The organism is Klebsiella sp. BIGb0399, assembly GCF_003752615.1.
In the GTDB taxonomy this organism is placed as follows: domain Bacteria; phylum Pseudomonadota; class Gammaproteobacteria; order Enterobacterales; family Enterobacteriaceae; genus Klebsiella; species Klebsiella lignicola.
The window spans coordinates 809,794-831,763 of the sequence record NZ_RKHT01000006.1; the positions used below are offsets into that span (position 1 = coordinate 809,794).

Below are 21,970 nucleotides of genomic sequence, written 5' to 3' on the forward strand. Positions count from 1 at the left end.
CCAGGAGAGTTCATGTACTACCCCTTCGTTCGTAAAGCCCTTTTTCAGCTCGATCCTGAGCGCGCTCATGAAGTTACTTTTCAACAATTACGCCGAGTATCAGGTACGCCGCTGGAAATGCTGGTTCGCCAGAAGGTGCCGACCAAACCGGTTACCTGCATGGGTCTCACATTTAAGAATCCGCTGGGTCTGGCCGCAGGGCTGGATAAGAATGGCGAGTGCATCGACGCGCTCGGTGCCATGGGGTTCGGCTCTATTGAAATTGGCACCGTGACGCCACGCCCGCAACCGGGCAACGACAAGCCGAGGATCTTCCGTCTGGTCGATGCGGAAGGTTTGATCAACCGCATGGGCTTTAATAACCACGGCGTTGATAACCTGGTTGAGAACGTCAAAAAGGCGCATTTTGACGGTATCCTCGGCATTAATATCGGCAAGAATAAAGATACGCCGGTCGAGCAGGGTAAAGATGATTATCTGATTTGTATGGAAAAAATCTATCCCTATGCCGGTTATATCGCCATTAATATCTCCTCGCCGAATACGCCAGGGCTGCGAACCTTACAATATGGTGAGGCCCTCGACGATCTGCTTTCCGGTATTAAAAATAAGCAACTGGAGCTTCAGCAGAAGCATCAAAAATATGTTCCAGTAGCGGTGAAGATCGCGCCGGATCTTTCTCTCGAAGAATTGATCCAGGTCGCCGATAGTTTAGTTCGTCATAATATTGATGGCGTCATCGCGACCAATACCACCCTCGATCGTTCGCTGGTACAGGGAATGAAATTCTGTGATGAAACCGGCGGTCTTAGCGGTCGTCCGTTGCAGCTGAAGAGTACAGAAATTATCCGTATGCTGGCGGCGGAATTAAATGGTCGGTTACCTATTATCGGTGTCGGCGGGATTGATTCGGTGATCGCCGCGCGGGAAAAAATGGCTGCGGGGGCGAGTCTGGTCCAGATTTATTCCGGGTTTATTTTTAAAGGGCCCCCCCTGATTAAAGAAATTGTTACCCATATCTAATCTTTTCCCCCTCTGATCCCACCCAGGGCTTTATTTCCGGCCCTGGTTGTTTTATATTCCTTCATTGTTGCTTATTTAGACATTTTAGTCTTTTCTTAATTTTGGAAATAATTTTGTTGCAGGATGCCATGAATTTATAGCCAAAATAATTCGAGTTGCAGGAAGGCGGCGACGCAGGGCATCCCCAGGAGCTTACTGAAGTAAGTGACTGGGGTGAACGAATACAGCCAACGTTTATGCAACTTGAAGTATGACGGATATAGGGCTGGACGCAAAAGAGGATTGGTAGACGATGCGAATTAAACCTGACGATAACTGGCGTTGGTATTACGATGAAGAGCACGATCGTATGATGCTCGATTTGGCCAATGGTATGTTGTTCCGTTCGCGTTTTGCGCGTCGGATGTTAACCCCGGACGCCTTCGCGCCGTCCGGATTCTGCGTTGACGATGCTGCGCTTTATTTTTCCTTCGAAGAGAAATGTCGCGATATAGAATTATCGAAAGAGCAGCGCGCGGAATTAGTCCTTAATGCGCTGGTCGCGATTCGCTTCCTGAAACCGCAAATGCCGAAAAGCTGGCATTTCACTTCTCATGACGCCAGCTGGCAGCCGGTCACCGGTGATGCCGCCAGCGCCTGGCTCAGCGATACCGGGCAACAGGTGAATTTGCTGGTGGTTGAACCCGGGGAAAATGCGGCCCTGTGTTTGCTGGCCCAGCCGGGAGTGACGGTCGCAGGACGTATTTTGCAGCTTGGTGATGTGATTAAAATTATGAACGACCGACTGCAACCGGCATCAGGTGCCGCCAGCTACAGTCTGGGTCAGGCGGTGTAAACAGCCGTTGGCTAAGGCGCCAGCCGTAAAGCAGTTTTAGGTACGCAGCTACAGCACAGAATGGTGCCATCTGCCGCCACCGCGTTTTTCTTCAGCGGGCTGACTTCACCTTCTTCCAGCCGGATACGGCAGCTGCCACAGATGCCGGCCCGACAGGAGTAGGGAATGCGAATGCCCTTTTGCTCCAGTTGCTCCAGCAGGACCTGCTGCGTATTGCCGTTAAAACTCTGCCCCTGCCATGCGATCTCCACCACGGAATCCTGCTGCGAATCTACCGCCAGCGTCTCGTCGCTCTCGCCTGCGCCGTAGGCTTTTGCCGGACCACGCGTTAACACTTCCACTTCATCGCCAACCCGCACGACGCCGCTGTTGCGGGCGATCAGGTTCTGACCGAAATCGACGTCGCCGTTATCCAGCGCGGTACGGAAGCGCTGCAGGGTGGCCAGCGGTTCGCCGGAGGGGTGTTTTTGCCCACGTTCCGGGCTGACGGTGGTCAGCACGCAGCGGCTGCAGGGCTTTGCTACCTCAAACACCACCTCGCCGATACGAATCACTTTCCAGCTGTCTTCTTCCCAGGCCGCGGCGCCGGTCACCACCAGATTTGGGCGAAACTGTTCCATGCATACGCTGGCCGGGCAGCGGCTTTGCAGATCGCGCAATGAGGCTTCATTGGTTAATAAATAGGGAAAGCCGTCGGCGAAGGTCAGGGGAACCGCGTCATGGCGCTTCACCCGTCGGGTCAGCTGTGGCCCTAACCAGCGGAGCTGCACGTCACGATTAAAGAAGCCGCTGAGCCACTGGTTCACCGAGGCGGGCGCGATCAGCGCGGTGAAGTGGTTCCCCCACACTTCGGTCGGCTCGCCCTGAGGGGCAAAATCCGCAAAGCGGATAACCGCGCTGCTGCCGTCGGCCGCCGCCAGGTGAATCCCGTCGTGCAAAGGCGAGGGGGTAAACTTGACCATCTGAGGAAACTGGCGGGCAGTAATAAAGGTGCCATCGATTTCCGTCACCATGAAGGCACGATCGAAGGCCAGACCGCTGATATCGGCAAACGCGTGCGTCAGGCCAATTCCACGCATGGATTTGACGGGATGAATAAAAAGTCGCGATAGCGTTAGCATGCGCTGCCTCCAGGCTTAAAAATAAGCCTTTAACTTTATGACATGGGGCGCATATTGGCTATAATGCGCAACAATTTTCTTTTAGTAAAAGTGACGATATGAATTCTCTGTTTGCCAGTACGGCTCGTGGCCTTGAAGAGCTGTTAAAAACTGAACTGGAAGGGCTTGGCGCGCTGGACTGCCAGGTAGTCCAGGGCGGTGTCCATTTTCAGGGAGATACGCGAGTACGCTATCAAAGCCTGATGTGGAGCCGGCTGGCTTCGCGCATCATGATGCCGCTGGGCCAGTGTAGCGTGTACAGCGATTTGGATCTGTACCTCGGCGTGCAGTCCATTCCATGGACGGAGATTTTCACCCCAGACGCCACTTTTGCCGTCCATTTTAGCGGGCTGAACGACGAGATTCGTAACAGCCAGTACGGCGCGTTAAAGGTCAAAGATGCGATCGTTGACAGCTTCACGCGTAAAAATCTGCCGCGTCCAAACGTCGATCGTGAACAACCCGATCTGCGCATTAACGTCTGGCTGAATAAAGAGACCGCGCACATCTCGCTGGATCTCAGCGGAGAAGGCCTGCATCTTCGCGGCTACCGCGATGGTACCGGCATGGCGCCGATCAAAGAAACCCTGGCGGCGGCGATTGTTATGCGTTCTGGCTGGGTTCAGGGTACGCCGCTGCTCGATCCGATGTGTGGCTCCGGTACGCTGCTGATTGAAGCCGCGATGCTGGCAACCGATCGCGCGCCGGGTCTGCATCGTGGACACTGGGGCTTTAACGGCTGGTTGCAGCACGATGACGAGGTGTGGAAAGAAGTCAAAGCCGAAGCGCAGACCCGCGCCCGTAAAGGGCTGGCTGCCTATGAGTCACGTTTTTACGGCTCTGACGTGGATGCCCGTGTGATTGAGCGTGCGCGCAGCAACGCCCGTCGCGCCGGGGTAGGCGAGCTGATCGCTTTCGAAGCCAAAGATGTGGCCCAGTTGAGCAATCCGCTGCCGAAAGGCCCTTACGGGACCGTTATCAGCAACCCGCCATACGGCGAACGTCTGGAAAGCGAGCCGGCGCTGATTGCCCTGCACAGTCTGCTTGGTCGGGCGATGAAAACGCAGTTTGGCGGCTGGAACCTGTCACTGTTCAGCGCCTCGCCGGAGCTGCTCAGCTGCCTGCAGTTGCGTGCGGACAAACAGTTTAAAGCGAAAAACGGCCCGCTGGATTGCGTGCAGAAAAACTACCATCTGGCGGAAACCGATGGCAGCAGCGTGGCATCCATGGCGGATGATTTCGCCAACCGCCTGCGTAAAAACCTGAAGAAATTTGAGAAATGGGCACGTCAGGAAGGGATCGAATGCTACCGCCTGTATGATGCCGATCTGCCGGAATACAACGTGGCGATCGACCGCTACGCCGATTGGGTGGTGGTGCAGGAATACGCGCCGCCGAAAACGGTTGATGCGCACAAAGCGCGCCAGCGTCTGTTTGACATCATCGCGGCGACGATCTCCGTGCTGGGCATTGCGCCGAACAAGCTGGTGCTGAAAACCCGTGAACGGCAGAAAGGTAAGAATCAGTACCAAAAAATGGCCGAGAAGGGCGATTTCCTGGAAGTTCAGGAGTATAACGCCCGTCTGTGGGTCAACCTGACGGATTATCTCGATACCGGCCTGTTCCTTGACCACCGTATCGCCCGTCGCCTGCTGGGCCAGATGAGCAAAGGGAAAGACTTCCTGAACCTCTTCGCCTACACCGGCAGCGCCAGCGTCCACGCCGGCCTCGGCGGCGCACGTTCCACCACCACCGTGGATATGTCCCGCACCTATCTTGAATGGGCGGAGCGCAACTTGCGCCTCAACGGGCTGACCGGGCGTGCGCATCGTCTGATGCAGGCCGACGTGCTGGGCTGGCTGCGCGAAAGCGATGAACAGTTCGATCTGATCTTTATCGATCCGCCGACGTTCTCCAACTCCAAACGTATGGATGATGCCTTCGACGTGCAGCGCGATCACCTGCGTCTGATGACGGATCTTAAACGTCTGCTGCGCAAAGGCGGCACCATTATGTTCTCGAACAACAAACGCGGTTTCCGTATGGATCATGACGGACTGGCACAGCTGGGGCTGAAGGCGCAAGAAATTACGCAAAAAACGCTGTCTCAGGATTTCGCCCGTAACCGTCAGATTCACAACTGCTGGCTGATTACCGCAGCCTGAAAGGAATAAAGAATGTCATTAATTAGTATGCATGGTGCCTGGCTCTCCTTTAGCGACTCACCGCTGCTGGATAACGCCGAGTTGCATATCGAAGATAACGAGCGCGTCTGTCTGGTCGGGCGCAACGGTGCGGGCAAATCCACCCTGATGAAGATCCTCAACCGGGAGCAGGGGCTGGACGATGGACGGATCATCTATGAGCAGGATCTGGTTGTGGCTCGTTTGCAGCAGGATCCGCCGCGCAATATTGCCGGTACGGTATACGACTTTGTGGCGGAAGGGATCGCCGAGCAGGCGGCTTATCTGAAGGGATACCATGATGTCTCTCGCCTGGTGATGACCGATCCAAGCACCAAAAATTTAAACGAGCTGGCGCGCCTGCAGGATCTGCTGGATAACCTGGGCTTGTGGCAGCTTGAAAACCGTATTAACGAGGTGCTGGAACAGCTGGGTCTGGATGCGAACGCCGAGCTGGCGTCTCTTTCCGGCGGCTGGTTACGTAAAGCCGCTCTCGGGCGTGCGCTGGTCAGCGGCCCGCGCGTGCTGCTGCTGGATGAACCGACCAACCACCTGGATATCGAAACCATTGACTGGCTGGAAGGCTTCCTCAAGACCTTCAAAGGAACCATCATTTTCATCTCGCACGACCGTTCCTTCATTCGCAATATGGCCACCCGTATCGTCGATCTCGATCGCGGTAAGCTGGTGACCTATCCGGGCAGCTACGATCAGTATCTGCTGGAGAAAGAAGAAGCCCTGCGTGTTGAAGAGCTGCAAAACGCCGAGTTTGACCGCAAGCTGGCCCAGGAAGAAGTGTGGATTCGCCAGGGCATTAAAGCGCGTCGTACCCGTAACGAAGGTCGCGTTCGCGCCCTGAAAGCGATGCGTCGTGAACGTGGCGAGCGTCGCGAAGTGATGGGCAGCGCGAAGATGCAGGTCGAAGAGGCGGCTCGTTCAGGCAAAATCGTCTTCGAAATGGAAGATGTTAACTACCAGATTGACGGTAAGGTGCTGGTCAAAGATTTCACGGCGCAAATCCAGCGCGGTGACAAAATTGCGCTGATCGGTCCGAACGGGTGTGGGAAAACCACGCTGTTGAAACTGATGCTCGGTCAGCTGAAGGCTGATAGCGGTCGGGTTCATGTCGGCACCAAGCTGGAAGTGGCCTACTTCGATCAGCACCGCGCCGAGCTGGATCCGGATAAAACCGTGATGGATAACCTGGCCGAAGGCAAACAGGAAGTGCTGGTGAACGGTAAGCCGCGCCATGTGCTGGGCTATTTGCAGGACTTCCTGTTCCATCCAAAACGCGCAATGACGCCGGTCCGGGCGCTGTCTGGCGGGGAACGTAACCGACTGCTGCTGGCACGTCTGTTCCTCAAGCCAAGCAACCTGTTGATTCTCGATGAACCGACAAACGATCTGGATGTGGAAACGCTGGAACTGCTGGAAGAGCTAGTCGATGGCTATCAGGGCAGCGTAATGCTGGTCAGCCACGACCGTCAGTTTGTCGATAACACCGTTACCGAGTGCTGGATCTTCGAAGGCGGCGGAAAAATTGGTCAGTATGTCGGCGGATATCATGATGCGCGCGGTCAACAATCGCAGCATCTGGCGCTAAAACAGACTGCTGCTAAAAAATCTGCAGAAGTTGCTCAATCGAAAGCAGAAAGTGTCAAACGTGCGCCTAACAAACTAAGCTATAACCTGCAGCGCGAACTGGAACAGTTGCCACAACGACTTGAAGAACTGGAAACCCAACTGCAGAGTCTGCAGGAGCAGGTTGCCGATCCTTCTTTCTTTGGCCAGTCCCATGACCATACGCAGCAAGTGCTGGCTCAGCTGGCCGAAGCGGAACAGGCGCTGGAAACGGCCTTTGAACGCTGGGAATATCTCGAAGGATTAAAAAACGGCGCCTGAGCTGAGGAGTTTTCATGTGCGATCATCATCATGCTGCGCGGCATATCCTGTGCCCACAATGTGATTTGCTGGTGGCTTTGCCGCAGCTGGAGCATCGCCAGAAAGCCGCGTGTCCGCGTTGCGGTACGACGCTGACAACCACGTGGGACGCGCCTCGGCAGCGTCCCACGGCCTATGCGCTGGTGGCGCTGTTTATGCTGCTGCTGGCGAATCTGTTTCCCTTCGTCGATATGAGCGTTGGCGGTCTGCGCAGCGAGATTAAGCTGCTGGAAATTCCTGACGTTCTGTTCAGCGAAGATTACGCCAGCCTGGGCACCTTCTTTCTCCTCTTTGTGCAGCTGGTGCCGGCGTTTTGCCTGGTGACGATCCTGTTACTGGTCAACCGGGTGCATCTGCCGGCGCGACTCAAGGCGTTTCTGGCGCGGATTCTGTTCCATCTTAAGACCTGGGGAATGGCAGAGATTTTCCTCGCCGGCGTGCTGGTGAGCTTTGTCAAACTGATGGCCTATGGCGATATTGGCGTGGGGCTAAGCTTTGTGCCCTGGTGTTTGTTCTGTATGCTCCAGCTGCGGGCGCTGCAATGCGTCGACCGACGCTGGCTATGGGATGACATTGCACCGATGCCCGCCCTCAGACAGCCGCTGAAAATTGGCCAGACGGGGATCCGCCAGGGTCTGCGTTCCTGTTCGTGCTGTACGGCCATTTTGCCTGCTGATGAGGCGGTTTGTCCGCGCTGTCAGACTAAAGGGACGGCCCGGCGTAAGCATAGTCTGCAGTGGACCATGGCTCTGCTGATCACCTCTTTCGTCCTGTATCTCCCGGCAAATATTCTGCCGATCATGATCACCGATTTGCTCGGGGATAAGCTACCCTCCACGATTATGGCTGGGGTGATATTGCTCTGGAGCGAAGGATCGTACCCGGTGGCATTGGTGATTTTTATTGCCAGTATTATGGTCCCGACGCTAAAAATGATGGCGATTGCCTGGCTCTGTTGGAACGCCAATGGCAACGGCCAACGTGACTCAGAGCGCATGCACCTGATTTATGAAGTAGTGGAGTTTGTTGGCCGTTGGTCAATGATTGATGTTTTTGTCATCGCGGTACTCTCGGCGCTGGTGCGCATGGGAGGGTTGATGAGTATCTATCCTGCGATCGGGGCGGTGATGTTTGCGCTCGTTGTTGTCATGACAATGTTCTCAGCCATGACCTTTGACCCTCGTTTGTTGTGGGACCGTGAACCAGATTCAAGCCATGAGGAAATGCAGCAGCATGGAAAATAAGAGCGGAGAAGCAAAGGTGCAAAAGGTGAAGAACTGGTCACCCGTGTGGATCTTCCCCATCGTCACTGTGCTAATCGGCGCGTGGATCCTTTTTTATCACTACAGCCATCAAGGGCCGGAAGTGACGCTGATCACCACCAACGCGGAAGGTATAGAAGGGGGAAAAACCCGGATTAAAAGCCGTAGCGTGGACGTCGGGGTGGTGGAAAGCGCTATCCTGACGGATGACCTGACGCACGTTGAGATTAAGGCGCGCCTCAATTCCGGCATGAAAAAGCTCCTGCATACAGATTCGGTCTTTTGGGTCGTGAAGCCGCAGGTTGGGCGTGAAGGGATCAGCGGCCTGGGGACCTTACTTTCCGGTGCCTATATTGAGCTTCAACCGGGCACCAAAGGCGGCGATTCCGCACAATATCCGCTGCTGGATTCACCGCCGCTGGCGTCACCGGATGCAAAAGGTATTCGGGTGCTGCTGGAAAGCGATAAAGCCGGACAGCTCTCTCCGGGCGACCCGGTGCTGTTCCGTGGCTATCGCGTCGGTTCGGTGGAAACCAGCACCTTCGACCCGCAAAAACGCAGCATCACCTATCAGCTGTTTATCAACGCGCCTAACGATCGTCTGGTAACGACCAACGTGCGCTTCTGGAAAGACAGCGGCATTGCGGTCGACTTAACCTCGGCGGGGATGCGGGTAGAAATGGGGTCATTAGCAACCCTGTTTGGCGGCGGCGTCAGCTTTGATATCCCGGAAGGGCTCGACCTCGGTGAGCCGGCGGCCAATAAAACCGGCTATCATCTTTTTGACGATCAAAAGAGCATTCAGGATTCGATCTATACCCAGCACATCGATTACGTGATGTTCTTTAAAGATTCCGTACGCGGTCTGCAACCTGGAGCACCTGTAGAGTTCCGTGGGATACGTTTAGGTACCGTCGGTAAAGTTCCGTTCTTTATTCCGGGCTTACATCAGCGTCTGAATGATGACTATCGCATTCCGGTGGAGATTCGAATTGAACCGCAGCGCTTGATCAATCAACTGGGCGGGGATCCTAACATTCGCACTCATATCGACGATCTGATCAATCGCGGATTACGCGGATCGCTGAAAACCGGTAACCTGGTGACCGGCGCACTGTACATCGATCTCGATTTCTATCAGAAAGCACCGCCGCGTGGCAAAATTCTGGAGTTTGGCGGTTATCCGATCATTCCTACCATTAGCGGTGGCCTGGCCCAGATCCAGCAGCGCCTGATGGAGGCTCTGGATAAGATCAACAATCTGCCGATTAACCCGCTGCTGGAGCAAGCGACCAGCACGCTGGCGCAGAGTGAAAAAACCATGCAGCGTGTTCAGACGACACTGGATAGCCTGAATAAGATTGCGGCAAGCCCGTCAATGCAGCAGCTGCCGGGAGATATGCAGAATACGTTGCGTGAACTCAACCGGAGTATGCAGGGCTTCCAGCCTGGTTCTGCGGCATACAACAAGATGGTTGCGGATATGCAGCGACTGGATCAGGTTCTTCGCGAACTGCAACCCGTACTGAAAACGCTCAATGATAAGAGCAACGCGCTGGTATTTGAGGCCAAGGATAAAAAAGATCCTCAGCCGAAGGGAGCGAAATAATGAAAAAATGGTTAGTGGTTGCCGCGACATGTGCGCTGGCGGCGTGCAGCAGCAGTGGGGAAAATAAAACCTACTATCAGCTTCCGGTTGCACAGGGTGGCGCGCAAAGCGCCGCTCACCAAAGCAAAAACCTGCTGTGGGTTGAGCAGGTGAGCATCCCGGATTATCTGGCGGGCAACGGCGTGGTCTATCAGACGACGGACGTGCAGTATGTGATTGCGAGCAATAATCTGTGGGCGAGCCCGCTTGATCAGCAGCTGCGAACCACGCTGGTGGCCAATTTGAGTATTCAACTGCCGGGTTGGGTGGTTTCTTCGCAGCCTCTGGGCAGCGACCAGGATACCCTCAACGTGGCAATAAATGGTTTCCATGGGCGTTACGATGGACGGGTGATTGTCAGCGGGGAGTGGTTGCTGAAGCATCAGGGACAGCTGATCAAGCGTCCGTTCAATATCGAACTGAAGCAGCAGCAGGACGGTTATGACGCGATGGTGAAGACGATGGCGCAGGCCTGGTCTCAGGAAGCGACGGCAATTGCCAGTGAGCTGAATCGCTTGCCATAAGTAAAATGAATACAGATTTAAAGCCGCGGAGGTCGAAAAACACCCGCGGCTTTTTTATTTGCCTTGTCAGGCCGTTACTTGTGCCGGTTCACATTTTTTGTACAAATGAACTTTCATATAGCTCACAATTATGACAATGGCGTGAATTTTGCGCATTGACGTTACCTCTGATTCGCGGTATTCGTTAACCGTGGTTGCATATTTAGTGACCACTGTTTTCTTTTCCACCAGATCAAATAATGAGGGAAACGAGGCATGAAGAGACAAAAACGAGATCGCCTGGAACGGGCACATCAACGTGGATATCAGGCCGGCATCACCGGTAGATCGAAAGAAATGTGTCCCTACCAGACCTTGAACCAAAGGTCCTACTGGCTAGGAGGCTGGCGAGAAGCCATGGAGGACAGGGTACAAACTGCCTGACTGTCTCTTTAAAAAAAGAAGCCTCCGCCGAGCGGGGGCTTCGCCTTTTATAACTTATCTCTGCTTATCAGAACGCAGATGTGTCCTGGAACAGGCCCACTTTCAGATCGTTTGCGGTGTAGATCAGACGACCATCAACCAGCACTTCGCCATCCGCCAGGCCCATGATCAGACGACGGTTAACGACACGTTTGAAGTGAATACGGTAGGTCACTTTCTTCGCCGTTGGCAGAACCTGGCCGGTGAATTTGACTTCGCCTACGCCCAGCGCGCGGCCTTTGCCTTCGCCGCCGAGCCAGCCCAGATAAAAACCAACCAGCTGCCACATGGCATCCAGACCCAGACAGCCAGGCATCACCGGATCGCCAATAAAGTGGCAACCGAAGAACCACAGGTCCGGGTTGATATCGAGTTCTGCCTCAACAAAACCTTTATCGTAGTTACCACCGGTTTCGGTCATTTTGATGACGCGGTCCATCATCAGCATATTTGGCGCTGGTAACTGCGGGCCTTTCGCGCCAAACAGTTCACCACGGCCAGAGGCAAGAAGATCTTCTTTTGTATAGGATTCGCGTTTATCTACCATGTTTTCAGTAAGCCTTATTTTGAGTTCGGGACGCAGGATAGCTAACACGTGTAAGCTGAACAAGTCCGATCAGTTCGAACCTGAACCGCCTAACCAGCGTAGCGGCCACGGAAAACGGTGGCGACTCTCTTGCTGCGTCGCCTGTGCAATCCGTTCCTGAATGGTTTGCCGTAACGTTTGCCCTTCGCCATCCCATAGCAACTGGGTCAAAATGGGTATTGCTTCAGTGACATCTTCGACTGCCCAGATGAAAAACTGCTCATCGGCGACGGCCTGCTGGAGCTCTGCGGACAGGCTCAGATGGCGGACGTTCGCTGCAGGAATGATCACACCCTGTTTGCCGGTCAGCTCGCGCTGCTGGCAAATGGTAAAGAAGCCTTCGACTTTTTCATTGAGCCCGCCAACCGGCTGTACGCGACCAAACTGGTCTACGGAACCGGTGATGGCGATGCTTTGATTGATAGGGACTCCTGCCAGTGCGCTGATTAAGGCGCACAGCTCGGCCATTGAGGCGCTGTCGCCGTCCACTTCACTGTAGGATTGTTCGAAGGTCAGTGAGGCGCTGAAAGGCAGCTGTTGTTCGAGCTCCAGCTCGGACATCAGAAACGCCTGCATGATCATCATGCCTTTGGCATGAATATTACCGCCCAGCTCCGCCTTGCGCTCCACGTCGATAAACTCACCGTCACCGATGTGTACGACGCAGCTAATGCGCGATGGCTCGCCAAATGCGCGAGGATGGCCCGGGAATTCGATAACTGACAGGGCGTTGATCTGACCAATGCATTCGCCTTCGGTTTCAATCAGGATCTGTTCCTGCAGGATTTCATCCTGGATACGCTCGGCAAGATAGCCTTCACGCCACTCACGGCGTGCCAGCATGGTTTGCATCTCTTCGGCGGTGATCTGCTCACCTTCACAGAAGGCGGCGGCCTCACGCAGCTGACGAGCGATCCATTGCGGACACAGCGGCAGCATCTCCTGGTCACCGGTATAGCGGGCCGCTTCCTGAATCAGCAAGGGCCAGGCGTCCGCCGCCAGGCCAGGCAGCTCGAGCTGCTGCGCATTTTTCCAGACCCACTGACACCATTGCTTCAGGGTGTCTTCATCAGCAATTTGCAGGTTGTCTTCGTACTCGCTGTAAATCGCCTGCGCAGAGAGCTCAGGCTCCATCTCCTGGAAATCAGCCAGTGATTCACGCTCACCAACCAGAATGACCTTCAGGTTGAGCGGCATTGAGGGAATGCTGACCGGCAGAGGACGGGACTCGTCAATGGACAGCCAGTCAAAGCGCTGGCGAATAACCATGCTTTTCAGGCGCATCCACAGCAGTGGCTGTGCCAGTAATGCACGCAGAGAAATAATTAAGACGCCGCCATTTGTGCGATGCACCAGGCCCGGCTGCAGCGAGATTTCGCCGTTAAATTGCCGTACGCAGCCAAACAGCTGCTCTGCTTCGACCCAATCGGCAGTTTCAACCGGGGCGGTGCTGGCAAAATTATCGTCAGCGTGCGTTGCCGGTGTCAGGGTGACGTTTCCGCCGTTGACCTGGTAGCGAACGCCGTACAGTGGGTCCGTCGGTTCAAACAGCGTGCGGGTTTCTGTCGCCAGCCATTGCAGGTATTCCGCTTCTTCAGGGGCTTTAACCAGCATGAATGGCGAGATGGTCGGGGTCACAAGAAGTTGTTCCAGACCATAGAATAAACGGGGCTGCAGCTCGCCTGCGAGGGATTCCTCAGCATGGGCTAAATCAGCTTGTGCAAACAGCGCCTGATAACTTTCCGTATCAGGAGCAAGGTCTTTTCGGGTCAGTTTCGTAATGGTCAAAGTCGCTGTTTTTAGTCAGATGTAAAGCGCGCGATTATACCTTATGCTGCGTCCGAGCACACGGAGGATTACATGTGCAGTGATGATAAGCGGGTTACCTGCATCACGAATGATGATTTATTCTCAGCACATCGGGAAAAAACTGATATCCTGAAATGAGTTACACGGTCACATTGAGATCGCAATGAAATATCAACAACTGGAAAATCTTGAAAGCGGCTGGAAATGGAATTATCTGGTAAAGAAGCACCGGGAAGGTGAGCTGATTACCCGCCATATTGAAGCCAGCGCAGCAAAAGCCGCGGTCGATGTCTTACTGACGCTCGAAAATGAACCGGTTCTGGTGCATACCTGGATTGAGCAGCATATGAATCCGGAATTAACCAACCGCATGAAGCAGACTATCCGGGCGCGTCGCAAGCGTCACTTTAACGCGGAGCATCAACATACGCGCAAAAAGTCGATCGACCTGGAGTTTATCGTCTGGCAGCGTCTGGCTGGGTTAGCGCATCGACGTGGCAAAACATTGTCAGAAACCATCGTGCAGTTGATCGAGGACGCGGAGCATAAAGAGAAATATGCCAGCAAAATGTCCAGCCTGAAGCACGATTTGCAGGTACTGCTCGGTAAAGAGTGATGTTAAGGGTAGGGTGTGCTCGTGTCGTGTCGTGTCGTGTCGTGTCGTGGCGGGTGGCCGTTTACTTCGATACCTGAATTTAGCGTAAAAAAAAACCCCGCATCAGCGGGGTTTTTTATAGGTAGTAATCTTAAGCCTGCGGCTGAGATACTACGTCTTTGTAACCTTTAACTTCGATCTCTACGCGACGATCTGGGCCCAGGCAGTCGATCAGTGCAGCGCGAGCTTTCACGTTGTCACAGGTATTGCCGGTAACCGGGTTGGATTCACCCATGCCACGTGCGGAGATTTTGCCAGCCGGGATACCTTTAGAAACCAGGTAATCAACAACAGACTGAGCACGTTTCTCGGACAGCTGCTGGTTGTAAGCGTCAGAACCGATACGGTCGGTATAGCCCAGAACCACTGCAGAACCGTCTTTCGGATCCATGTTGCTCAGCTGGGTGTACAGCTGATCCAGAGCCTGCTGACCTTCCGGTTTCAGGGTAGATTTGTTGAAGTTGAACAGTACGTCAGACTTCAGGGTGAAGTGTTTGGTAGTAACTTCTGGAGCCGGAGCCGGAGCCGGAGCTACAACTGGAGCTACATCGTCCTGACCGAAACGGTAGGAAACACCCAGGCTCAGCATGCCGTTATCCGGACGCGCGCCAACGGTACCTGCATCACCGATGTTGTTAACCCACTGGTATTCCAGACGAGTAGCGATGTCACGAGTAACAGCCCACTCTAAACCACCAGCAAATACCGGGGATACGCCAGTGTCGTGTTCGCTGCGGGAAACGCCGGTAGAACCGTAGTTGCCATCAGCGTCTGCACGCCAAACCATACCACCCAGACGGGTATAGATATCCAGATCGTCAGTGATCGGGTAACCCAGTTTAGCGGTCAGCTGAACGCCCTGAGCTTTGAATGCGCCGTTGTCTACGCTGCCTTTGTATGCAACGCGACCCAGCCAGTCATAACCCATTTCAAAACCGAGGTACGGGTTAACCTGGTAACCACCGAACGCACCAGCACCAAGCTGGCTGTTATGGGTAGGACCATTGTTGCCCTGGAAACCGTTACCGTAGAAACCGGTATCGTGAAACTGGGACCAACCCAGTTTACCACCTGCATACCAGGTGTTATCTTTCGGTGCGGCCTGCGCTACGGTAGCGAAGCCAGCCAGTGCCACTGCAATCGCGATAGCTGTCTTTTTCATTTTTTGCGCCTCATTATCATCCAAAATTCGCCATGAAGGTACAAAAGACCTCACGGTTAAATCCTTCACCCGGGGCGTGACTTGTTGTTAACTATGCTGATACATGCAGCGTAAGCCGATCACCCCTGGCGATGTAAAGTCTACAACTTAGTTCGAAACTTACAAGTGTGAACTCCGTCAGGCATATGAAAAAAAAGGGTTGTATACACAATATTTAACAAATATGGTTGATTTTCGTTCGGTAAAAAAAGCTGCGAAACCGCATCAGACAGGCATTCCAGCAAAAATGGCCCTGTTCAGAGTATGGGATTGGTGTGATCAAAAAAAATTCTAGGATTCATCCTAATTTGGCTTAATGATACAAATTAGAGTGAATTTTTAGCCCGCTGTGTTGTCTGCCACCCAGGTTCATATTCCCAACAGGGCGCATGATGAAACCCATAGCATGGCCTTCCTCTGCAGCAACGACCAGACGTTCATGTTCTTCTGCAGTGAGCTCATCTGACAACCAGCCAATGACGACACTGTAATTGCCGGTACGGAGCGCGCGGATCATCGATTCTACGGTGTTGCACGGCGACAGTTGGCTGATCTGCATAACCTTGGTTAGCGGTAAACCGGAAGACTGTACCCACTCGCGGCTCAGTTTCTGTTTCGGCGTGAGCCAGAGCTGCCAGCGAGACTGCTGCCCCAACTGCTGTAATAAAGGTAGCAGGAGTAGCTGCGTCATCATAGGCTGATCTTCGCGGTAGACAATTTCACTAATCAGCCCGCTGGCTGGTTGTTCGGTGACGTCTTGCGAATGGCGACGTACGGAAGCAGAAGTCAGTGATGAACGGTTTGCGTAAGCTGAAGTGAACATAGTCTATCCCGCCTGTGAGTTACTGTATGAATGTACAGTATATCTACCTGAAGAAAAGATCAACCTCATTTATCATTTTTGTGGTTGAAAATCGTACATGTGTCCTGACGCGATCTTACCGGGCGATGCAGGCTTCAGGGAACGGGGAGATTCTTCATGGCATCCTCTATTTTTGGCGATAATTTTCTGAAAGCCCCTCGCAAAACGATACGTTAATTGAACAGAATCTAAAAATCATCTTGCTGCAATAAACGAAGTCACTTATTTTCAGTATTAACGGTTCCGTTAAAAAATAAATTCCATTCACATGATTAACAAAGGAATAATCATGAAGAAAATCACACATCAACGGTTCCATCAATTTCAAGAATGTTTATCATCACTCGGGAAAATACGTTGCCGGCCGCTTTTTGGTGGTTATAGTCTGGCGATAGAAAATACTGTTTTTGCCATGGCAACAGAGGGTGAAGTCTACCTCAAACTCTGTGAGCAAAGCGCGGGCTATCATGTAGTAAAGGCTGCCCCTCTTTTGATTATGCGAAAAAACGGTCGCCCGGTTTTATTGAAATATTATCAAATTGATGAAGCGCTTTGGCGTGACAGTAAAATGTTGCTCAAACTATCCGTGTTTTCATTGCAAACCGCGCGAAATGAAAAAAACCAGCTGCGTGCAACAGGGCGGTTGAAAGACCTGCCAAATATAAATTTCCAAATGGAGCTAATGCTAATTCATGTCGGCGTAACCGATGAGCAGACGCTGCGGAATTTGGGGGCTCAGGACGTCTGGCTAAAATTGCGCGAATCAAATAAAGCCCTCTCTCTGAATTTTCTTTATGCATTAGAGGGCGCGATTGTCGGTGTGCATGCTGCAGCGCTCCCGGCGCAACGTCGGCGGGAGCTTGCAGAATGGGCTGGCGGCCAGCACCGTGATATCCAGGGCTACTCCGGTTGAACCGCAACCTGTTTTTGTAAGCGGCATATTTCCGGCAACAGCGCCAGCAGCAGGCCAACCTGCTGGAGCACCAGCGGCTCTTTACTGTCAGGCTGGGGCTCAAGATGCTGGATCCGGGTCTGCAAACTATTGAGCGCCTGCTGCACCCGATGTTCGTCGGAAGGCCTGTGGTGCAGCGCATCATCAACGTAGCAGACGGCATCATCAAGCAGCGCCAGAATATCCGGGGTAGTGAGTTTCTCCCGGTGTGCGCCCAGAGCGGAAATGTAGCTGGTAAACGTATGGTTCAGGCACAACAGACGGAATGCGGTTTCGCGCAGTGCGGCGTCAGCCCGTGGCTCTGTGGACAGGTTAGATACCACTGAGGCAAGTTCGCCATCCCGACTATGGGCATCGCGACGCGCGACACGATATGCCAGACGATTGTCGCGTCCCTGGTGATACTGCTCAAGAATGGCATCCAGGTAGCGGCAGTTGGCGTTGATTGCCTGAGCCAGCACGCGTGGTAGATTACGGAACTTCCAGTCAGGCCAGATGAAACTCACTGCCGCCCAGGCGATAGCACAGCCCATTAACGTATCGAAGATACGCGGTAACGCGACTTCGAATCCTTCGCCCAACAGATTAAAACAGAGCAGGACCAGCAGGGTGATAAACATGGTCGCGTGGGCATACTGCACATTGCGAAAAGCGAAGAACAGGACACCAGTCAGGACAATCAACAGCAGTTGGCCTTCCACGGAGGGCACCAGCAGTAATAAAGGCAGGCCGATGGCGACGCCAATCAGGGTGCCGATAATCCTCAGGGCGAGCCGGTGTCGCGTGGCGTTATAGTTTGGCTGACAGACAAACAGGCTGGTCAGAAGTATCCAGTAGCCGTGATTCAGCCCGGTAAACTGAATAAACGCATAGCCTGCACAGAGCACCAGCGACATTCGCACCGCGTGGCGGAACAACGCGGATTCAGGCGACATATTACGACGCAGGCGCAGCCATATATCGCTGAAGCCGCTTAGCCTGTCGTCCAGCAGCAAACTTTCGGTATTGCTGTTGGAAGGTGCGATGGTTTGCGCTGACTCAATGGTCGCCAGCTGGGCGTCGATCGCCCGTAAATTATTAAGCAGAAAGCCCAGCGCCTTGATTTGCTCGGCCGGGGCGCCACTGGCACGTACGCGATCGAGGGCGGAATCAAGATGCATAAAGGCACGTTCGAAATGGGCATCGTGCTGATAGGGCTCACGTAACAAAATAGCGCGGGATAATTTCTGACACGCCTGGGCCTGCATCGACAGCATTCGCTGAAAGCGGAACATCACATCGCTATAGCGGAAATGGTCGCGCAGCGTTTGATACTGGATATGGGAGGAGCTGGCGCGTTCGTGAATATCCTGGGCCACGAAGTAATACTGCAACGTCCGGCGAGTACCGCGTTGGCCACGGTCGCCCCGCAGACGAGTCAGCAGCGAGGCTTTTGTCTGATTCAGGGTGGTGACCAACTGGCCATTCGCAATGGCTAGATCGTATAACGGCGCCTGACTTTCATCTTCGATATCGGGGTCAAACAGGCGAGATTTGAGTTCCAGATAGCGCGCCAGTTGCTCATAACTACGTGCCAGATTGTCCTGGAGAGGACGAATCGGGAAAATAATATGTCCGGCGAGCGTCAGCACGTTGTACCAGACGGCACCGGTCAACAAAAACAGAGGCTGCAGGTACCAGCGGTCGTAGAGCGTGGTCCCCAGCATGGTATAGATGGCAATCAGCAACGCGCCAAATGCGATAGTGGCGTAACGCTGCCCCAGACCGCCGAGCAGAATAAATCCCGTCGTCGAGACCGTTAAGCCGAGCGCAAACAGCCACGGCCACGGAAAAAGCAATTCCACCGACGCAGATGCAATAAAAAAGCACACCAGCGTAATGGCCAGATTGCGCAGTCGGCCGGTCAAACGGTCATCGAGATCAGTCAGGGCTGCAGCAACCACTCCCAGCGTCAGAGGAATGGTGAGTTTAACTTCGCCAAGCCACCACGGAACGGCGGTTGTGCCGCAAAGTGCGATAAAAATCCTGGCGTTATATAGCCAGGTGCTGTTCCATGTATAACGACGTAGCAAGGGGCTAAGCATGGGGTTCTTCCGTCCGGTTACTGAAAGCGACGGCGCGCATTGGCTTCACGCGCAGCGCGGGCAGTTTCGACGGAAACCACTCTGCGTCCTACCGGCCACAGTGCAATGGCGGCGATTTTAAAATTGGCGATACCAACCGGGATCCCGATGATGGTCACACATTGTGCGATGCCGCTAAAGATATGCATCAGGCAAAGCCACCAGCCAAAGAAGATAAACCACAGAATATTTAACAGCGTACCGCCGGTGTTGAGCAGCGCGCTTTTTCTTTGCGGTTCCAGTTCATCAACATGAATCGCTTCATTGCCATAAGGCAGAAGCGACAGTCGGGTAATTTCCCAGCAGGAGCGGGTTAACGGCAGCGTGAAGATCAGAATGATGCTGACCAGTGTTGCCAGCAGCCAGCCCAGGGTGGTTGCGAAACCACCAAGGATAAAGTTCAAAATATTCAGAATGGTACGCATAAACCCTCAGTTCAGTCCTGGAGATAATATCCCCGTCATACTTCAGGCTGCCTGTGCGCTGGCGATGCTCGCTTACCGGAACGACTGACCTGAGTACGCTCATCGGGGTTCGCCCACCTGCCGCTGTGCTGCAACTTGCAGTATGCCGGGTATAAGACCCGACCATTGTAACGTTTTTTACGCTGGAGCACCTGGTCGCAGGCGGTTAAACTTGAAAACATCCAACCTGATTGATATTCGGCATTATATGGAACTTAAAGCGACAACATTAGGCAAGCGCATGGCACAGCATCCTTACGACAGGGTGCAACTGCTCAACGCCGGAGTAAAGGTTTCTGGTGATAACCATGAATATATCATACCTTTCAATCAGTTATTGTCCATTCATTGCAAGCGAGGCCTGGTGTGGGGCGAGCTGGAGTTCGTTCTGCCGGACAGCAAAGTGGTGCGTTTGCACGGAACCGAATGGAATGAGACGCAACGTTTCTTTCATCACCTGAATACGCTCTGGCAGCAGTGGAGTGCGGAAATGAGCAACATTTCCGCCGATGTTCTTCGCCAGCTGCTGGTGGATGCGGGTCGCGCCAGCGCAAAAGGCAAATGGTTGACTCGTCAACAGGTTGTTGAAGTACAGGGAAAAATTCGTCGGGCGCTCGCCGGACTGCCGATACCGACCAGCCGCCTCGATGCTTTTGATAACTGCCGTGAGCTGTGGCAGGAGTGCCAGGGCTGGCTGGCCGATACCGAAACCGCGCGCCTTGCCCATAACCAGGCGTTTACTCAGGCGATGCTGGAACAGTACAGCGGCTTTTTTGCCGGGATAGAATCCTCACCGCTTAACCCGGCGCAGGCCAGAGCGGTGGTAAACGGCGAGCGCTCGCTGTTGGTACTGGCCGGTGCCGGAAGCGGAAAAACGTCTGTCCTGGTTGCCCGCGCGGGCTGGTTGCTGACGCGAGGCGAAGCCGCTCCCGACCAGATCCTGCTGCTGGCGTTTGGTCGCCAGGCCGCCCAGGAAATGGACGAGCGCATCCGCGAGCGGTTGAGATCTGACGATATTACAGCACGCACCTTTCACTCGCTGGCGCTGCATATTATTCAGCAAGGCAGCAAAAAAGTACCCGCCATCAGCAAGCTGGAGAGCGATAGCTCCGCGCGTCAGACCTTGCTGTTAAAAAACTGGCGTCTGCAGTGCCAGGAGAAAAAAGCACAGGCAAAAGGCTGGCGCCAGTGGCTGGAAGAAGAGATGGACTGGCAGGTGCCGGACGGCGAATTCTGGCAGGACAAGAAAATACAACGGCGGATGGCCAGCCGCCTCGATCGCTGGGTCAGTTTGATGCGCATGCACGGAGGTTCGCAAGCCGAGATGATCGCCGGGGCGCCAGAAGCGGTGCGCGATCTGTTCGGCAAGCGCGTTAAGCTGATGGCACCGCTGCTGAAAGCGTGGAAAACGGCGCTGAAAGAGGAAAATGCGGTCGACTTTTCCGGGCTGATACACCAGGCAGTGAATATTCTGGATAAAGGTCGGTTTGTCAGTCCGTGGAAGCACATCCTGGTGGATGAGTTTCAGGATATCTCGCCCCAGCGTGCCGCGCTGCTTGCCGCTTTACGCCGCCAGAATGCCCAGACCACACTGTTTGCCGTTGGCGACGACTGGCAGGCCATTTACCGCTTTAGCGGAGCGCAGCTTTCTCTGACAACGGCCTTCAACCACTATTTTGGTGAGGGCGATTGCTGTGCGCTGGATACTACCTACCGATTTAACGGTCGCATTGGCGAGGTGGCGAACGGCTTTATCCAGCAAAACCCGCACCAGATGAGTAAACCGTTGAACAGCCTGACTGCCGGAGATAAAAAGGCGGTGACCCTGCTGGCAGACGACAAGCTCGACGATCTGCTGGATAAGCTCAGCGGCTATGCAAAGCCGGAACAGCGGATCCTATTGTTGGCCCGTTACCATCACCTGAAGCCCGAGGCGCTGGAAAAAGCCGCCACGCGCTGGCCGCATCTGCAGCTTGATTTCATGACTATTCATGCCAGCAAAGGCCAGCAGGCGGATTACGTGATTATTCTGGGGCTTCAGGAGGGCGACGATGCGTTTCCGGCACCAGCCCGCGAATCGATCATGGAGCAGGCGTTATTGCCGCAGCCGGAGGATTTCCCTGATGCCGAAGAACGACGTCTGTTGTATGTCGCGATGACGCGCGCGCGGCTGCGCGTCTGGCTGCTGTTCAACAAAGCCCAGCCTTCACCTTTCGTCGAAATGTTAGAAGCGCTTGATGTGCCGGTGGCGAGAAAACCGTAAGAAGCTGGCGGACTCGC

General features: G+C 54.0%; 18 protein-coding genes. 11 read left to right on the forward strand and 7 right to left on the reverse strand.

Annotation, left to right across the window (positions count from 1 at the left end; genetic code table 11):
* The first annotated feature begins 12 nt into the window (after window positions 1-12).
* Both pyrD and zapC read left to right on the forward strand, forming a co-directional pair.
* On the forward strand, window positions 13-1,023 hold the full coding sequence (gene pyrD / locus EDF82_RS14405; RefSeq protein WP_123756193.1) for a quinone-dependent dihydroorotate dehydrogenase: 1,011 nt from the start codon (window positions 13-15) through the stop codon (window positions 1,021-1,023).
* Window positions 1,024-1,315: 292 nt separating this feature from the next.
* Entirely contained in the window at window positions 1,316-1,858 is a 543-nt protein-coding gene (zapC, locus tag EDF82_RS14420; protein WP_123756194.1) for a cell division protein ZapC, read from the forward strand.
* A gap of 11 nt (window positions 1,859-1,869) precedes the next feature.
* On the opposite strand, the gene EDF82_RS14425 is transcribed toward zapC, so the two are convergent.
* Window positions 1,870-2,979 carry a YcbX family protein gene (locus tag EDF82_RS14425; protein WP_123756195.1) on the reverse strand — a complete coding sequence of 370 codons (1,110 nt, stop codon included), beginning with the start codon at window positions 2,977-2,979 and terminating at the stop codon, window positions 1,870-1,872.
* 98 nt (window positions 2,980-3,077) lie between these two features.
* On the opposite strand from EDF82_RS14425, the gene rlmKL reads away from it, so the two are divergent.
* The 6 genes from rlmKL (at window position 3,078) to rmf (ending at window position 10,999) form a co-directional block, all read left to right on the forward strand.
* Complete coding sequence (rlmKL, locus tag EDF82_RS14430) at window positions 3,078-5,183, forward strand: bifunctional 23S rRNA (guanine(2069)-N(7))-methyltransferase RlmK/23S rRNA (guanine(2445)-N(2))-methyltransferase RlmL (protein WP_123756196.1); 2,106 nt, start codon at window positions 3,078-3,080, stop codon at window positions 5,181-5,183.
* A 12-nt stretch (window positions 5,184-5,195) separates the two neighbouring features.
* Window positions 5,196-7,103 (forward strand): ABC transporter ATP-binding protein, encoded by a 1,908-nt coding sequence (locus EDF82_RS14435; RefSeq protein WP_123756197.1) that lies wholly within the window; start codon window positions 5,196-5,198, stop codon window positions 7,101-7,103.
* 14 nt (window positions 7,104-7,117) lie between these two features.
* On the forward strand, window positions 7,118-8,386 hold the full coding sequence (gene pqiA, locus EDF82_RS14440) for a membrane integrity-associated transporter subunit PqiA (protein WP_123756198.1): 1,269 nt from the start codon (window positions 7,118-7,120) through the stop codon (window positions 8,384-8,386).
* A complete protein-coding gene (gene pqiB / locus EDF82_RS14445; RefSeq protein ID WP_123756199.1) occupies window positions 8,376-10,013 on the forward strand; it encodes an intermembrane transport protein PqiB in 1,638 nt (545 codons plus the stop codon). Before pqiA ends, pqiB begins: the two co-directional genes overlap by 11 nt.
* Window positions 10,013-10,576: a membrane integrity-associated transporter subunit PqiC gene (gene pqiC, locus EDF82_RS14450; protein ID WP_123756200.1), complete on the forward strand. Its 564-nt coding sequence runs from the start codon at window positions 10,013-10,015 to the stop codon at window positions 10,574-10,576. The genes pqiB and pqiC overlap by 1 nt, the downstream gene beginning before the upstream one ends.
* A 255-nt stretch (window positions 10,577-10,831) precedes the next feature.
* Window positions 10,832-10,999, forward strand: coding sequence for a ribosome modulation factor (gene rmf / locus EDF82_RS14455; protein ID WP_004871568.1), 168 nt, complete (start codon window positions 10,832-10,834; stop codon window positions 10,997-10,999).
* A 67-nt stretch (window positions 11,000-11,066) separates the two neighbouring features.
* Here rmf and fabA read toward each other — a convergent pair whose 3' ends face one another.
* Window positions 11,067-11,585 carry a bifunctional 3-hydroxydecanoyl-ACP dehydratase/trans-2-decenoyl-ACP isomerase gene (gene fabA, locus EDF82_RS14460; protein ID WP_123756201.1) on the reverse strand — a complete coding sequence of 173 codons (519 nt, stop codon included), beginning with the start codon at window positions 11,583-11,585 and terminating at the stop codon, window positions 11,067-11,069.
* 69 nt (window positions 11,586-11,654) lie between these two features.
* Entirely contained in the window at window positions 11,655-13,412 is a 1,758-nt protein-coding gene (locus tag EDF82_RS14465; protein ID WP_123756202.1) for a Lon protease family protein, read from the reverse strand.
* A 184-nt stretch (window positions 13,413-13,596) separates the two neighbouring features.
* Between EDF82_RS14465 and matP the strand changes: the two genes are divergently transcribed.
* On the forward strand, window positions 13,597-14,049 hold the full coding sequence (gene matP / locus EDF82_RS14470; protein WP_123756203.1) for a macrodomain Ter protein MatP: 453 nt from the start codon (window positions 13,597-13,599) through the stop codon (window positions 14,047-14,049).
* Between the two features lie 130 nt (window positions 14,050-14,179).
* Here the strand turns inward: matP and ompA are convergent, their stop codons facing one another.
* Together ompA and sulA are read right to left on the reverse strand one after the other, a co-directional pair.
* Window positions 14,180-15,250 (reverse strand): porin OmpA, encoded by a 1,071-nt coding sequence (gene ompA, locus EDF82_RS14475; protein ID WP_123756251.1) that lies wholly within the window; start codon window positions 15,248-15,250, stop codon window positions 14,180-14,182.
* Between the two features lie 352 nt (window positions 15,251-15,602).
* On the reverse strand, window positions 15,603-16,112 hold the full coding sequence (gene sulA / locus EDF82_RS14480) for an SOS-induced cell division inhibitor SulA (protein WP_123756204.1): 510 nt from the start codon (window positions 16,110-16,112) through the stop codon (window positions 15,603-15,605).
* Window positions 16,113-16,440: 328 nt separating this feature from the next.
* Here sulA and EDF82_RS14485 point away from each other — a divergent pair, with 328 nt between their 5' ends.
* The gene (locus EDF82_RS14485; RefSeq protein ID WP_123756205.1) at window positions 16,441-17,064 is read left to right on the forward strand and encodes a TfoX/Sxy family DNA transformation protein; all 624 of its coding nucleotides are present in this window, start codon (window positions 16,441-16,443) and stop codon (window positions 17,062-17,064) included.
* Here EDF82_RS14485 and yccS read toward each other — a convergent pair.
* A complete protein-coding gene (gene yccS, locus EDF82_RS14490; RefSeq protein ID WP_123756206.1) occupies window positions 17,052-19,187 on the reverse strand; it encodes a YccS family putative transporter in 2,136 nt (711 codons plus the stop codon). The genes EDF82_RS14485 and yccS overlap by 13 nt on opposite strands.
* Window positions 19,188-19,204: 17 nt before the next feature.
* Window positions 19,205-19,651 carry a YccF domain-containing protein gene (locus EDF82_RS14495; RefSeq protein WP_123756207.1) on the reverse strand — a complete coding sequence of 149 codons (447 nt, stop codon included), beginning with the start codon at window positions 19,649-19,651 and terminating at the stop codon, window positions 19,205-19,207.
* A 247-nt stretch (window positions 19,652-19,898) separates the two neighbouring features.
* Between EDF82_RS14495 and helD the strand changes: the two genes are divergently transcribed.
* Window positions 19,899-21,953, forward strand: a complete 2,055-nt coding sequence (helD, locus tag EDF82_RS14500; RefSeq protein WP_123756252.1) for a DNA helicase IV — start codon at window positions 19,899-19,901, stop codon at window positions 21,951-21,953.
* Window positions 21,954-21,970: the final 17 nt, after the last annotated feature.

Bases quoted from the DNA above. Each gene is read 5' to 3' on its own strand.
- matP (WP_123756203.1), top strand. From the start codon at position 13,597: ATGAAATATCAACAACTGGAAAATCTTGAAAGCGGCTGGAAATGGAAT.
- zapC (WP_123756194.1), top strand. From the start codon at position 1,316: ATGCGAATTAAACCTGACGATAACTGGCGTTGGTATTACGATGAAGAG.
- ompA (WP_123756251.1), bottom strand. From the start codon at position 15,250: ATGAAAAAGACAGCTATCGCGATTGCAGTGGCACTGGCTGGCTTCGCT.
- yccS (WP_123756206.1), bottom strand. From the start codon at position 19,187: ATGCTTAGCCCCTTGCTACGTCGTTATACATGGAACAGCACCTGGCTA.
- pyrD (WP_123756193.1), top strand. From the start codon at position 13: ATGTACTACCCCTTCGTTCGTAAAGCCCTTTTTCAGCTCGATCCTGAG.
- pqiA (WP_123756198.1), top strand. From the start codon at position 7,118: ATGTGCGATCATCATCATGCTGCGCGGCATATCCTGTGCCCACAATGT.
- helD (WP_123756252.1), top strand. From the start codon at position 19,899: ATGGAACTTAAAGCGACAACATTAGGCAAGCGCATGGCACAGCATCCT.
- sulA (WP_123756204.1), bottom strand. From the start codon at position 16,112: ATGTTCACTTCAGCTTACGCAAACCGTTCATCACTGACTTCTGCTTCC.
- EDF82_RS14425 (WP_123756195.1), bottom strand. From the start codon at position 2,979: ATGCTAACGCTATCGCGACTTTTTATTCATCCCGTCAAATCCATGCGT.
- pqiC (WP_123756200.1), top strand. From the start codon at position 10,013: ATGAAAAAATGGTTAGTGGTTGCCGCGACATGTGCGCTGGCGGCGTGC.
- EDF82_RS14495 (WP_123756207.1), bottom strand. From the start codon at position 19,651: ATGCGTACCATTCTGAATATTTTGAACTTTATCCTTGGTGGTTTCGCA.
- pqiB (WP_123756199.1), top strand. From the start codon at position 8,376: ATGGAAAATAAGAGCGGAGAAGCAAAGGTGCAAAAGGTGAAGAACTGG.
- EDF82_RS14435 (WP_123756197.1), top strand. From the start codon at position 5,196: ATGTCATTAATTAGTATGCATGGTGCCTGGCTCTCCTTTAGCGACTCA.
- rlmKL (WP_123756196.1), top strand. From the start codon at position 3,078: ATGAATTCTCTGTTTGCCAGTACGGCTCGTGGCCTTGAAGAGCTGTTA.
- fabA (WP_123756201.1), bottom strand. From the start codon at position 11,585: ATGGTAGATAAACGCGAATCCTATACAAAAGAAGATCTTCTTGCCTCT.
- rmf (WP_004871568.1), top strand. From the start codon at position 10,832: ATGAAGAGACAAAAACGAGATCGCCTGGAACGGGCACATCAACGTGGA.
- EDF82_RS14485 (WP_123756205.1), top strand. From the start codon at position 16,441: ATGAAGAAAATCACACATCAACGGTTCCATCAATTTCAAGAATGTTTA.